Origin of the sequence: Streptomyces sp. NPDC029044 (genome assembly GCF_040637495.1) — a bacterium.
GTDB lineage: Bacteria > Actinomycetota > Actinomycetes > Streptomycetales > Streptomycetaceae > Streptomyces.
The window spans coordinates 1-13,579 of record NZ_JBEZWN010000040.1; the positions used below are offsets into that span (position 1 = coordinate 1).

Sequence of the window (13,579 nt, forward strand, 5' to 3'; positions counted from 1 at the left end):
GTGACTGAGCGCTTCGGCTTGCCAGGCGTCCCCACGCGCGGGTGCTCAGTTCGCCAACTCAACCGCTCATCCGCCAAGTAAAGCGCTCAGTCACACTCGTGTGACTGAGCGCTTGATTTGGCCACTTAGTGCTTCACCTGGCCGTTCTGAGCACCGCATCTCGGCGAACCGCCCGCAGCATCGGCACCTTGCTGGACGCGCAGCAAACCGGCTGGAGCCAGAAGGCGGAGTGCGGCGAGCTCGGCCTATGGGGGTCTCTCCGGGCGGAAACGAATGATCCGGGCCCGCGACAGCGACGCGAGGGTCATGCTGTGCGTCGCAATTACGAACTGACAGCCCTGCTCGACCCTCTCGTACATCCACTGCACTTGCCGGGCGCTGGCCTCCGGGTGCAGGCCAGCCTCCGGCTCATCGAGCAGAAACAGCCGGTTTGGCCCGTCCATACCTTCAAGAAGCGCATCCGAGCCCTCGGGGGAGGTGCCCAGGTATGACACGAACAGGCGGCTCTCCGGCTCCCGCGAGGTGGACCACCGCGCCTCCAGCCCTCCGGCGATCACACGGCTGAGTGAACTAAGCCCATGCGGCAGGCCGCCGTTGCTGAAGCGGCAGTGTGTCAGCAGTGCCAGTGCTTCCAGAACGGCCGACTTCCCCGAGCCGTTCGGGCCCGCCAAGACAGTGATCCCGGAGTGGAACGAAACCCCCTTTTGCAAGCTTCGGATGATCGGCAAGGAGGACAGCCCAACGTGCTGCCCGCCGACCAGCCGCACCGACTGCAGGAATCCCTCCCCTGTGCCGTTCTGGTGGGCGAACTCGTCGGAGAAGCCGTCGAGGATCTCTCCCGCAATCTCGACCTCTTGCCCCGTCAGGCCCAACATGCGGTCGACGTCGGCAAGCTCACCATCCTGAAGATCGAGAGCTGGCGGAGCACTTGCCCTCGCGATGGTCGGCTGCGGCTCGCCGGGGCGGCCTCCTGGCAGCAGGGAACGGCTGAGATCGGCGACGTACCGCGACCACTCCACCAGCATGCGCTGGGCACGGTCCCGCTCCATCTCGGCAACGACCTGTTGCCACTCGCTCTCCTGCAGCCGGTGCTTCCATGCCAGCACCGACGAATCTCCCTCTGCCAGCTGTCCCCGGGCCTGAGCCAGCCTCAGATCATCCACTCGTTGCCGGATCCGCTCACAGATCATCAGCAGGGCCCGTGCCACCTGCCGCATGCGGTCCCGCTCCGCCAGCAGCGCTGCCTCACGCTGCTCTGCCTGGCGCAGCTGCTCGGCGAGATCGAGTGCCCGGAGCGCCAGATGGCTGTCCACCAGCTCGCGGCGAGAGACCGCCCTCTGGCAGGCCGCGTCCCAGGGGGCGCGGACTTCGGCCAGACGCCGTTCCTGCAGTGCGGCGTTGTCCGTGGTGACATCCACAACGGCCTCGATGAATTCCCACGTCAGGCCCCTGCCCGCGAGGCGCTCATAAGTTGCAGTGCGTCGCGGCGGGGCACCGTCGCCGAAGTGCTCCGGGGTAAACCGGTCGATCAAGGCGGGCACGGTGCAGCCGACCTGGTCGAGCCACGACCGCAACAGCTGGGCCACTTCGTTGTGCGCGGCACTCGGTCCTGACAACGGCCCCCATTTCGTTCCCGCTCCGTTCATCGCCTTGCCTTCCTCCCCCGCCTGCATCAACAGCCAGGACCATGCTGCCGTGCCGGAACCCCGTCCGGGCCCATCCGCCGGACAACCCGGACTGCTGGCCCGGCCCGCCCCGGCCGGACAAGGCTGAGCTCCGCCATCGGTTGACTCGCAAAGGAAAACCACAATGACTTCGCTCGACCATGATTCAGCACCGGCGCATTCGAGCCGCATGGAGAAGGCGCTGCAGTGGATCACCGCGCTGACTCTCCTGGCCACGGTCGCGGCTGTAATCGTGCTCGCCCTCACCGACAACGCCGGCTATCTCGGTACGGTCCTCGGGCTCGGCGCTGCGGCGGCAGCCATCGGAGGAACCGTGCGCATTTGCATCCACGTCCGCGGCTGACCAATCGGCTGCCCTCGGGTGAGGCACACAGGCCGGCTCGGGGCGGCTGATCTCGTCGCGGCCCGGCGAGTGCTCCAGTCGGCCACACTGGCCAACCGTGCCGCTCAGTCACAGCTCGTCTGAGCCGAAGCACGATCTTTGTCACAAGCCACGGGATGGGTGGGGAAACTGTTGCTGGCCGCGGGTGCCTTTCGGGTGGCTCCCCTACAGGGTGAGATGACGCTGTCGTTCCTGGGGCGGATCGCGGACAGGTACGGCCTGACGGTGCGGAGTCTGCTGTCGGCGGTTACCGAAGTGGCTGGCCAGCAGGACGTCGTCGGGGCTCTGCGGGGCGACAGTGAGGTGTTCTTGAACGCCTCGGCCCGGGACCGGGTCGCGGCACTGTGTCGTGTGCCGCAGGTGGGCTTGCGCCGTGCGTTGCCGGCCTGGACGCGGGAGGAGCCGCTGGGCCCCTCGAAGGAGAGGCCGGCGGCGCGGCTCGCCAACGGGGTGGAGACGGTTGCTGCCTGGGGTCCGGCGTGCCCGGGCTGTGTGGCTGCGCGGACCGGTCGCGTGGCACCAGCCCGGGTGTACCTGGCAGCGCACCAGCGAGTCTGCCCACGCCACCGGCGCTGGCTGATGAGCGTGCCTGGCAGCGGAGGCCGTGTCATCGGGCTGGCCAAATGCCCGGAGGTGGTCCAAGGGCAGGAGGATCACCGCAGGCTGCTGCGCCGCTCCCCCGTAGCTGCTTCGGCGTTCGAGGTTGCTGCGGCGGTCACAGACTGGTGGTGGGCGCAGAACTACGTGGCCGGCGAGGCTGTGCGCGACGGTTCCCGAGGGCGAGGAGCCCGGGCGATGGCGGGTCCTGGCCCGCGGCTTGGTCACCTATCCGGAGACGGTGGCCGTCGCCGGGATGTTGGTAGACCAGACGATGAGGCGCCGTACCCAGGTGCGCGGCCACCTCCCTTTCTGCCTGGGTGACCTCCCCGTGCTCGTCAGTGAGCTGGCGCGCTGTCTGGGGCGGCCTTGGCTCACTGATCGCCTGAAATCGTGCATGGACGGACCGCTGTTCGCCTGGGCGCACCAGTGCAGCAAGGCGGCGGAAGTGCCCGATGGCGACGGGCAGCGGTTGCTGTGGAAGGTCCATCCCGCGCACCGGCCTCGTCCCTTGGCTGACGAACTCGCCCAGCACATGCAGGAGGTGGCCGGCGGTGAAGCCGCAGAGGCGCTGCCCCTCAAACGGCGGCGCGGGCACAGCCGCCAGGCCGACGAGGCGTTCGAAGCGGGCCTGACTCGTGCCCGGGCCTACGCGGCTGCGCAGGGGCATCTGGCCACGCGGGCGGACACGCTCCAGGACGGCTTTCCTCTGGGGGCGTGGATGACCAACCAGCGCATACTCCGTCTGGGGATGCCTGCCTGGCGCAGCGCCGCGCTGTGTGCACTGGACCCGTACTGGGACACGCCGTGGCCGACCCTGTGGCAGCGCACCTACCACCAGGCCAGGTGCCACGTCGCGGAACAGAGCCCGTTGGACGCGCGGGGAGGATTTCCCGGTACCGGCCTCAGCCTGGGCGAGTGGCTGTACCTGCAGTGCACCCGGTATCCGGATCTGCATCCCGAGCAGCAACGGCTCCTTGCACGGCTGGGCATCGATGCCGCAGCGGCTCGGGATGCCCGGCCCCGGCGTCGCAGTCAGCGCGACGGGGAGCAGGAGGCGCTCGCCCATGCCCGGGACTGGGCTTCGGAACATGGAAGCTTGGCGGGAGTCAGTGTCAGCACCGTGCACGAGGACTACCCACTGGGCAGGTGGCTTTCCGACAGGCGCGGCCAGATGGGGCGCGGGGTGCTGTCGCCAGACCGTGCCGAAGCTCTGGCGCGGATCGACCCGTGGTGGCGGCCGCCCTGGCACTTGTGCTGGCAGCGTTCCTACGAGCACGCGCGCCAGCAGCTCCAACAGACGGGAGGCGGGGAGCTGGCGGCGGGCTTTCCGCTGATGGACAGACCGGCGCAGGAATGGCTGCGCATCCAGCAGCGCCGCTACCACCTCCTCCTGCCGGGCCAACACGATCTCCTCGACCAGCTCGGTCTGAAGCCTGAGCCGGCCACCGCCGTGGCACCCGGCGCCACGGCCAGTGCCTCTGTTGCACCCGTGCGGGCCCCTGGTGGCCCACAAGGTGATGAGGAAGGTGCACCAGCGGTGGGAGGCCTTCCCGCGGTCGCGCAGCAGAGGCCGCTGGGGGCTCCCCGGCTCGGACAGCGCCCCGACCACCGTGCTGGGTTCGAGAGGGCGCTGGAGCACGCCCGGGCATGGGCCGACGTCCACGGGCACTTGGCCGTTCCACGCGAAACACGGCAGAACGGATTCGCGCTCGGAATGTGGCTGTTCAGCCAGCGCAACCGCGCCAAGCAGCGCACCCGGAAAGGCCAGCCCGCCTCACCACACCTCGTCAAACTGGCCGCGATCGATCCGTGGTGGAACCCGCCGTGGGACCTGCACTGGCAGCGCAACTACTACCGCGCCCGCGACTGCATGCGTGCCGGCCGTGGAGCCGACACGGTGGGCGGTCTCCCCGTCGGGAAGGATGCCCTGGGTATCTGGGTCAAGCGCCAGTGCACCCTCTACACCAGCCTCCACCCCGATCAGCAGCACCTACTCACCGCTATCGGCATCACCCTCGAAGCTGCCCGGGCGCGGGTCGGCCCCCGTGACTCCCGCCGACTAACCACCACACCGCGCTTCGACACCGACGTCGCCCACGCCCGCTCCTACACGGCCCAGCACGGACACCTCGCCCCACACGCTGGCGAGGAACACGAGGGGTTCCCAATCGGGCGGTGGCTGGCCGAACACCGCCAACGCGCCCGCAAAAGGAACGGCACGTCACCTCAAGCCCGGATCCTGGCCAGCCTGGACCCGTGGTGGAACCCACCCTGGCCGATGCGATGGCAGTACTCCTACCACCACACCCGCACCCACCCCGACACCCCACGCGCCACACGATGGATCACCGCCCAGCGCCAGGCATGGCCGCTCCTACACCCTGACCAGCAGCAGCTCCTGGCCAACCTCGGCATCAGCATGGGCAGGCAGCTCTAGTTTCCGCGAGGGCGCTCCTGCTCGCTGTGATAGGCACGGGCTAGGAGTCCAGCGAACGCAGCGGCCCGTTCAACGCCGTACCGACCACCTCGGATCTGGTGAAGTAGCGCCCGGCCTACCTGCTCGGGAGTGAACCCGTTTCTCGCCAACTCTTGAACGATCTCCTCAATGGACGGTGGTGCGTGCCGGTGGGCACGCTCGCTCACGGCACCAGGCGCAGTTCCGGCCAGGGCAGGCCTTTGATCGGCGGATGCGGCAGCCTGCACCGGAGCTTCGAAGAGGAGTTGCTGCTCTTTCGGGGCGTCTGCAGCTTGCCGACCCCGCGGTGGTCGCACTTCCCCCGGGAGCAGGTTCTCATCCAGTGGCCTGAGATCCGGCCTGGCGCGGACAAGGACGCTCTGGCCGAACGGCAAAGTACCCCACACGTATGTGGCCTGGTTACTCGCTGACGGTGTGTCAGTAGGCGTAAGGGGCCCCAGACCGGCCAATGCTGGCCCCATTGGCGTGTGGCCTACGAGATCGAGCGTGGCCTTGGGCGGACTCCAGCGCAGAAGGTCTGGGTAGGCGAACGTGGCGGCTTGGCGTCCTCGGGAGATATCCCACATGCGGCGTGCTTCGGAGTCGATGGCGTCAGCGTCCTGTACGGCACCGGGTGGGGGAGCTGCTGTGACAGCGCCGAGGAGAGCGCCGGCCATCGTGGCGATGGTGTCCGTGTCCGAACCGAGGGTGTTGGCGGCCAGGAGCAGCGCAGCTTCTGGTGAACTGGCGTGAGCGTGTGCGAGCACCGCGGCAAGCACAGTGGTGACTGTGCCTGATCCGCGCGTGGCGCCGTCAAAGCCGCCCAGCCGCTCTACCAGGGCCGCGTAGGCCTCCGGGGTAAGAGGTGTTGTGGAGTCAACAGCTTCGAAGGCTGTGCGGCATTCGTCCGCGACGGTGAGGGCGGCTGACTGGAAGTCGGTGCCAGCGGCGTTGGTCCAGGTGGGTAGCCAGAGGTACGCGAGTTCGTCGTCCTTTGCAATGACGTCCGGTACCCGCTCCAGCCAGTCGACCGCGGGGCGCCACTGCTTTGGGCCGGGAATCTCATTGGTGTCCAGGGTGTGGGCCAGCAGGACGGCGTGCAGGACGGCGCCGAGGATGCCTCGCGGGTGTCCGTGAGTGCTGACTGCGTTGCGTACGACGTCGCGGGTGATGTTGTCCCAGTTGGCGAGGTCTCGCGCGGACCAGACGTGGGGCTGGATACGCATGGCTGCCCCGTTGCCGCCGATGTCGACGTAGCGGGCGGCTTTGGTGGCGAAGATGTTCTGCGACCACTTGGCCTCGACCCGCATCAAACCGGTGGCTGCCGCTTTGGTCCCGCGGCCGGCACCGAGGGCATAAGCCTGCCAAGCAACGACTTCGATCTTCGCGAAGGCCTCGGCGTCGAACTCCCCGTCCCCGCGGATGGCACGTGAGGTGGCAAGGCGCAGCTGAGTGTCGTCGGAATACGCACCTGCAGGAAGGGGCATGTCGCGCCCGTAGCGTCCTCCGATGCGCCTCTTCCAGGGGACGGTGGTGGTGACCTCGTCCTGTCCGATGCGGCGACGTACGCCGGCGGTGTCGGTCAGTTCGGTGATGAAGCCGAGTGCGTCTCCGTACGCAGCCCACTGGGCCGAGGCGCGTACTGCCTCCCATTGCATGGCGCTCACCGTAGTCCTTACCTGCCGAACGTGACCGGGTCGACAATGATGTCGACCTCATCATGTCCGCTGACACTGACAATGGCCTCAGCCTTCGCTGCGTCTTCGTCGGTGAGGACGCAGATGTGCTGCAGGTGTCGGGTGGAGACGGCCTGCGGGTAGAGCACCTCGGCTTGCGGGTTCGTGGGCAGGTGAGGCTCGCGGTTGCCGCGTGGCGGCGTGTTCTTGCCGAAGCCGTAGGGGACGCGGTCGGCGAAGAGAGCTTGGGCTCCAGGCAGTCCCTTCACGGGTGTGATGCCCTCGTATCCCATGTTGCCTGGGGCGAAAAGGACGCCTGGGTGCGTCATGATGACGGGATCGAAGCTGAGGACTGCCCAGAATAGGTCCTCGTTCGCCCACCACTTCTGGCTGCTGATCCGCAGGAAGCTGTGGTTGGGTTCGCTGATGCTGAGGTTCACGTACCGCCAGTATTTTGGGTCCTCGCGGCGCCACTTGGTGTTTTCGTGGTAGATGCTCTCGAGATACTCGTCCTCTGACAGAAGCGCCCGAGCCTTGCATTCTCGTTGCAGAAGTATGCCCAGCAAGCCCCGGTTTGTCGTGAAGTGCACCACTTCGCTGATCTTGCGCTCCTGGATGAGGGCGCTGATGTCCTCATCCTGTCCTTGGCCATCCGGTATGCCCGGGATCGGCTCTGCCGCGGTCATACGGCTTTCACCTCGTAGGTGTCCGGGTCCATGCAGGCGATGAGATCGCTTGCTTCGGAGGGCTTGTAGGTGATGGTCAGCGTCTTGCGGGCGCGTCCGGCAGACATAGCCAGCAGGCGCAGGTGGGCGTCTCGTTCGCTGTCCCCGGGTTCGGTGGCGTGGGGCATGACTTCGCTGTTGAGTCCGACGATGATCACGTGGTCGAACTCCAGCCCCTTGGCGGAGTGCATGGTCGACAGTGCGACGTTCACCGGTCCCGTCGGCCACTCGGCGTTGCGGGTGAGTTCCACGTAGGCCAGTCCGGCGGCGTTCAGACGGTTCTTGACCTCGCCGAACCAGCCCTTGGCATGAAGGATGGCGACGGACTCGTCGTTGTCGGGTCCGAGATCATTGAGGAACTGCACCACATGGTCCATCTGCTGGGTGAAGGTGCCCTGGACCAGCAAAGGCTTGTCGCCCTCTTCTTTGCAGGAGGTGAGGTCGGGGATCGCGGCGTCGTCCGTTGTCTCCACGTCTTTGAGCAGCGGGGCGGCGAAGGCGGCGATCTGCCGGGTGTTGCGGAAGTTCTTGGACAACAGCTTGCTGTTGTGCGAGCCCACGCTCAGGCCGACCTCGCTCCAGGTGAAGCGCTGCGGATAGATGCGCTGAGCAGCGTCGAGGACGAAGGTGAGCGTGTGCTCGTCGGTGAGGTGGTTGAGTACGGCCCGGACCTGGTTGGCGGAGAAGTCCTGAGCCTCGTCGACCACGACCACGTGGTAGGGGTCGTCGGCGCGCTTGGCCGCCATGGCATTCGCCAGGTCAGACCAGTCCCAGGCCTGCTGCTGCTTCTTCCACTCCTGGAAGGGGTAGATCACCTCTTCCAGCAGCCGGCGGCGCAGCGAGGCCGGCATCCGCGGGGAGCGGCCGCGGCCCTGGCGTTCGCACTCGATGTACTCGTCCAGGTGGTCGGGCATGAAGCGGCCCAGGACATAGTCCACTTCGGAACGTACGAAGTCGGCGGACAACGGCAGAGGCTCGGCGAGGGCGTCCAGCTTCCGGCTGCTCTCCCGGTCCTGAAGGATCCGCTCGTAGGCCACGCGATCGGTGGCCCACTTCGCGAAAGTGGAGATCGTCAGCTCGACGTCATTGCCCTTGAGCTGCTCCTGGGTGAGTTCCTCGATGTAGCCACGCAACGTGCGGTTGTAGGTGAGAACCAGGACGCGGACGGGGCCGCTGATGAAGCCGTCACGGCGACGACGCTGCCAGAAACCGACAGTGAACTTCAGCCGGTACAGGGCGGTCGTGGTCTTGCCGCTGCCTGCGGCGCCCCGTACGACGAACACCCCCGGCTTGTGATTGTTGATCACCGTGAGCTGCTCGCTCGTCGGCTGCGTCGGCCTGAGAACCTTCATCCGCGCGGTCCCTCCCCAAGACTCGCTCCCCCGAACCTGAGGCCATGTTAGAAGTGAAGGCCACCAGCCGGGTTGAAGATCGGACAGGCAGTCTGTCGCACAATTTCGGATAGCAGCACACCCGTCACCCATTCGAGTGATGGGTGTCAAGGGGCGCCTCCCCTCCGATCACCGGATTGATCGACCGGGCGTGGTGCGGCTCCGTGCGGATCCGGTTTGATTTATCCACTGCGCAGTCGTTGCGAAAACGCCCGCCCGGAACGGTGAACACGAGACCGTGGTGGAGTGATCCTTAACCTCGGCCTCCGGCGGACCGCTCCCTTGCGGAGGGAGACGACCTCGTCGCTGATCTGCCGCATCGCCAGCCGCTACGGGATGGAAGCGAAGGTGCTGCGGGCGTGCTGGAAGTGGCGCAACTACCAGCCTGGGCACGAGGGTGGAGGCGCACGGGCCGACGCCGAGGTGCTGCTGAACGCAGCCGGACGCCAGCTCCTGGCAGGCATGTGCGGTGTCGAGGAAGACGTGCTGGCACTGGCGTTACCGTCCTGGGAAGAAGGGGACACCAAGCTGCGCGCCGAGGATGGCGATCCGGTGGGGCTGTGGCGGATCGGTGGCGCGGTGGCCGGTCCGGTGGCGTTCGGCTGCCGGCTGTGCACGGCCCAGCGCACGGGGACGGCTCTCCGGGTGGTGCGGTACGCGCCGCGGTGGGAGCGGGCGTGTGTTCGGCATGGGCGGTGGCTGCTGGACGCGGACGCCAACCAGCCGCTGGAGCACCTCGATCTGCGTGGGCTGCCGGAGGTGGTGGCGGCGCAGCGGCGGTGGGCCTCGGTGGCGCGGCGGGCGGTGCGGGCCGGTGCGGAGCCGGAGCGGGTGTTCGCGCTGGCGCAGGCGGTGGTGGCCCGGTGGTGGGAGCAGGCCCTGCAGTGGGAGCGGGAGACGATCTGGCCGCGGCGCCTGCATCAGGTCGCGGGCGGGGATGCAGGTGGTGATCTGGAGCGGTGGCGGATCGTGGGGCGGGACGCGGTCGTCTTCCCGGAGGTGGTGGCGGTGGCCGACGCACTGCTGGACCCGGCCATGGCCGAGCTGGTGTGGGCCGACAGCGGTGCCGGGCGGCCGCGGGCGCTTCCCGCCGACGGGATGTTCTGCCGCAGGCTCGGTGAGCGGCTGGGACGGGGATGGCTGGGGCCGCTGGCCGCGACGGACCACGGCGGGCCGCTCATCGCGTGGATGGGCAGCGTCATCCGCCTTCGCCGCGGCGCCGGCGGGCCGCCCGGGTACGACAACGACCCGTGGTGGCTGCGGCAGGAACACCAGAGCTCGACCATGGCCGGGCAGCTGCGGGTGCTGGGCAAGGAGAAGAAGGCGCCCGGTTCGGGGACGAGGTGGCGGGCTGCGGTGCCCGCCGAGCAGCGCAGGCTGATCACCAGCGCTATCGAGAGCGCCGAGGAGCAGCTGCTGCAGCTGCGCGGGGTGCAGACCGGTTCGACCGCCGAGGTCGCCCGGCGGCTGCTGCGCGGGCTCGGTCACAGTGCGGGCCTGATCGAGGCGGCCTGGAAGCGGACTGCGGTGGCGGCGGTGAACGGCGGGGTGCCGCTTCAGGAGGTGGCCCGGTGGGTGGACATGCCCGTTGAGGTGCTCAGCCAGATGCTGACGGCGGGAAGGCAGGAGAACGGCGGCTGAGAGCGATGCGTCGACGGGCGGGTCGGCTGTTAGCTGATACGGCACTCGTTCGTGGCAGAAATACTGAAAACGGGAGCCTGTGCCGGCGGGAGCGGCTTGGCTGGCGCGGGTGACCAGCACAGGAGCGGCCCGGCACCAAAGCCGGGCAGGGCGAGCGGCCGTGGACAAGGGCAGCGGGTTCGAGGCGGTGTTCCTCGACCCGGTGGGGCAGGCGGTCCAGCAGCGGTGGGCGGATGCCGCCATGACCGTGGCGTTCGAGGACTTGCCGCCGGTGTCGGCGTTCCCTGTGGTCCCGGGGCGACGCTGGGGGCCGGGCCTGTGGTGGTCGGCGACCACCGAGCGGCACGTAGCCGCGGGGTCGAACGCGATGCGTGTCCAGCTGATGGTCCTGGACCGCGACCCGGACGTGACAGGCCTGGCGGGGCGGCCGGTGCGGCTGCTGTGGCGTAATCCCCGCGGGCAGGTGCGTTCCTGGGTGCCGCAGCTTTTCGCCCGCCGTGCCGACGGCACCGCGCTGCTCGCGGACTGCCCCAGCCACCCGGAGGCCGGGGGCGAGCGGGCGGTGAAAGCCGCCCAAGCGGTGGCGCAGGCGTGCGCGCACATCGGCTGGACCTACCGGCGGCTCGCCCCGCTGGACGAGGTAGCGGCGGCGAACCTGAAGTGGCTGGCCGGCTACCGCCATCTACGTAACGCCGGCCGCCTCGGTCTGATGCCCGCGGTCCTTCAGGCGTTCACGCGGCCACGGCCGCTGCTCGAAGGCGCCATCGCGGCCGGTGACCCAGTCGAGGTCCTCCCCGTGGTCTTCCACGCCCTGTGGCACGGACATCTGACAGCCTGCCTGGACACGCCGCTGCACGAGCGTGTCCTGGTCGGCCCCTGGGACGGGGAAGTCCCGAACAGGACGGGAAGTGCCGGATGAGCGCGCGGTACAATGCCCGCCCGGCGGTCAGGGTCGGGGCGCACATCCGCTTCCGCGGCGTGAAGTGGCAGGTGGTCGCCCTGGCTGGGCAGGACATCCACCTCGTCGGCCCGGACGGCGGCGGTGAGGCCGTGCTCGCCGGGCACCTCTTCGCTGACCCCGGCTTCACCGTCATCGGGGCCGACGTGCCCCAAGCAGCTCCGCAGTGGGGCCTGTTCGAGACCGCTCCCGCCGCGGCGCGCGAGAAGGCACTGGCCTGGCAGCGGCACGTCAGGGAAGTCGAATGCGGGCTGCCCGGCGGGCCCGGCAGCGAAGGGGCCCTACGGCCGCAGTACGACCCCGAACAGCACACGCTGGCCCAGCGTGAGCAGGCCAAGGCCGAGGAGCTCACCGCGCTGGGCTTCGGCCGCGTCTCACGCACCACGGTGCAGCGCATGCGGCTGGCCTACCGCAAACAAGGCCTGTGGGGGCTCCTCGACCACCGCACCACGCGCACCCCCAGTCCCACCGGGCGGGCCGACGAACGAGTCGTCGCCGCCGTCCGCGAAGCGCTGCGCCGCCGCCGCGGCCGCTCCAAGGGCACCATCAACGGCCTCTTCCCGCTGATCAACCAGATCCTTGAAGAGCGGCACGGCCCCGGCACCGTGCCCGCGCCGTCGCAGGCCACGCTGTACCGCCTGGTCACCGCCCTGGCCCGGCCCGGCGAACTGCCCTCCGGGCCCGTCCGTCAGACCCCCGCGAGCTTCGACGGACGGGCCTTCACCCCTGCCACGGCGCTGCGGCCCGGCGAGCAGGTCCAGGTCGACACCACCCGCCTGGACGTTCTCGCCCTCTTCGACGACGGGCGCCTGGCCCGGCCCGAGCTCACCATCGCCGTCGACGTCGCCACCCGCGCCGTCCTCGCCGCCGTGCTGTGCCCCAGCGCAACCAAAGCCGTTGACGCCGCCCTGCTGCTGGCGGAGATGGCCGTCCCGCACCCCGCCCGGCCGACCTGGCCGGACATCCTGCGCATGGACCACGCTCCCGCACTCCCCCACCAGCGGCTGGCCGCGCTGGACGAGCGCCTGGCCGGCGCGGCGGCCCGGCCCGTCGTCCTGCCCGAGACGATCGTCGTCGACCGCGGCAAAGTCTTCGTCTCCGCCGCTTTCACCGCCGCCTGCGAGCACCTCGGCATCAGCGTCCAGCCCGCCCCGCCCCGCGCCCCCACCGCCAAAGGCATCGTCGAGCGGACCTTCGGCACCATCAACGTGCTGTTCTGCCAGCACCTGCCCGGCTACACCGGATCCGACGTCACCCGCCGCGGCCCCGACACCGAGAAAGACGCCTGCTACAGCGTCGCTCAGCTCCAAGACCTGCTTGATGAGTGGCTGGTGCACTACCACCACCGCCCCCACGAAGGCCTGCGCCACCCGATGATGCCCCGCAAAGCCCTCACACCGAACCAGATGTGGGCCGCGCTCGTCGCCGTCGCCGGACACGTCCCCGTCCCGCTCACCGGCCGCGACTACCTCGAACTGCTGCCCGTGCGCTGGCAGGCCATCACCGCCTCCGGCATCCGCATCCACCACCGCACCTACGACGCGGACCTCCTCGCCCCCTACCGCGGCCAGCCCTCCCCCGTCGCCGGCCGAGGCGGCAAATGGGAGATCCACTACAACCCCCACGACGTCCGCCAGATCTGGATCCGCCTCCCCGACGGTGACCTCACCGAGATCCCCTGGATCCACCGCGACCACGTCCACCAGCCGTTCAACGACCACACTTGGCAGCACATCCGCACCCTCGCCGTGCACGGCAACCGCGATGATGCCGAGCACTACGAAGCCGGCCTCGCCGACGCCCTCGACCAGCTCATGCGCCGCGTGACCACCGGTCACGCCACCAAGGCGGAACAAGCTCTCGTCGCCCGCGCCACCACAGCGCCGATCCCCGCCGCCCGACATCCGCAGCACGACACCAACCCCACCACCGGCGAGTCGGCGCAGCACGGCGAGGACGACAGCATCGACGATCTCGACGACGCGCCCGACGGCGACTTCAGCCCCGCCCCTGCCACCGGATTCGGGCTCTACGACGCACACGAGGAAGCCGACAGATGGTGAACC

At 69.0% G+C, this 13,579-nt stretch carries 10 protein-coding genes; 6 read left to right on the forward strand and 4 right to left on the reverse strand.

From position 1 onward, the window contains the following. Positions 1-245: 245 nt before the first annotated feature. Positions 246-1,673 carry an AAA family ATPase gene (locus tag AB0E85_RS26880; RefSeq protein ID WP_361932215.1) on the reverse strand — a complete coding sequence of 476 codons (1,428 nt, stop codon included), beginning with the start codon at positions 1,671-1,673 and terminating at the stop codon, positions 246-248. Between the two features lie 136 nt (positions 1,674-1,809). Here AB0E85_RS26880 and AB0E85_RS26885 point away from each other — a divergent pair, with 136 nt between their 5' ends. From AB0E85_RS26885 to AB0E85_RS26895, 3 genes are all read left to right on the forward strand, one after another. Next, positions 1,810-2,028: a hypothetical protein gene (locus tag AB0E85_RS26885; protein ID WP_361932054.1), complete on the forward strand. Its 219-nt coding sequence runs from the start codon at positions 1,810-1,812 to the stop codon at positions 2,026-2,028. Between the two features lie 216 nt (positions 2,029-2,244). Beyond that, positions 2,245-2,988 carry a TniQ family protein gene (locus tag AB0E85_RS26890; protein WP_361932057.1) on the forward strand — a complete coding sequence of 248 codons (744 nt, stop codon included), beginning with the start codon at positions 2,245-2,247 and terminating at the stop codon, positions 2,986-2,988. 73 nt (positions 2,989-3,061) lie between these two features. Further along, a complete protein-coding gene (locus tag AB0E85_RS26895; RefSeq protein ID WP_361932059.1) occupies positions 3,062-5,104 on the forward strand; it encodes a helicase associated domain-containing protein in 2,043 nt (680 codons plus the stop codon). On the opposite strand, the gene AB0E85_RS26900 is transcribed toward AB0E85_RS26895, so the two are convergent. The 3 genes from AB0E85_RS26900 to AB0E85_RS26910 are packed head-to-tail and all read right to left on the reverse strand — an operon-like array spanning position 5,101 to position 8,875. Then, the gene (locus AB0E85_RS26900) at positions 5,101-6,780 is read right to left on the reverse strand and encodes an ADP-ribosylglycohydrolase family protein (protein ID WP_361932062.1); all 1,680 of its coding nucleotides are present in this window, start codon (positions 6,778-6,780) and stop codon (positions 5,101-5,103) included. The two genes, AB0E85_RS26895 and AB0E85_RS26900, sit on opposite strands and share 4 nt — an antisense overlap. A 17-nt stretch (positions 6,781-6,797) precedes the next feature. Further along, on the reverse strand, positions 6,798-7,484 hold the full coding sequence (locus AB0E85_RS26905) for a DarT ssDNA thymidine ADP-ribosyltransferase family protein (protein WP_361932065.1): 687 nt from the start codon (positions 7,482-7,484) through the stop codon (positions 6,798-6,800). Further along, positions 7,481-8,875 (reverse strand): 3'-5' exonuclease, encoded by a 1,395-nt coding sequence (locus AB0E85_RS26910; RefSeq protein ID WP_361932068.1) that lies wholly within the window; start codon positions 8,873-8,875, stop codon positions 7,481-7,483. Before AB0E85_RS26910 ends, AB0E85_RS26905 begins: the two co-directional genes overlap by 4 nt. A 285-nt stretch (positions 8,876-9,160) precedes the next feature. On the opposite strand from AB0E85_RS26910, the gene AB0E85_RS26915 reads away from it, so the two are divergent. The 3 genes from AB0E85_RS26915 to AB0E85_RS26925 all read left to right on the forward strand — a co-directional run bounded on the left by AB0E85_RS26915 (position 9,161) and on the right by AB0E85_RS26925 (position 13,576). After that, positions 9,161-10,555: a DNA-binding protein gene (locus tag AB0E85_RS26915; protein ID WP_361932071.1), complete on the forward strand. Its 1,395-nt coding sequence runs from the start codon at positions 9,161-9,163 to the stop codon at positions 10,553-10,555. A gap of 109 nt (positions 10,556-10,664) precedes the next feature. After that, complete coding sequence (locus AB0E85_RS26920; protein ID WP_361932074.1) at positions 10,665-11,474, forward strand: TnsA-like heteromeric transposase endonuclease subunit; 810 nt, start codon at positions 10,665-10,667, stop codon at positions 11,472-11,474. Next, positions 11,471-13,576 carry a Mu transposase C-terminal domain-containing protein gene (locus AB0E85_RS26925; protein ID WP_361932076.1) on the forward strand — a complete coding sequence of 702 codons (2,106 nt, stop codon included), beginning with the start codon at positions 11,471-11,473 and terminating at the stop codon, positions 13,574-13,576. Before AB0E85_RS26920 ends, AB0E85_RS26925 begins: the two co-directional genes overlap by 4 nt. The last annotated feature ends 3 nt before the right edge of the window (positions 13,577-13,579 follow it).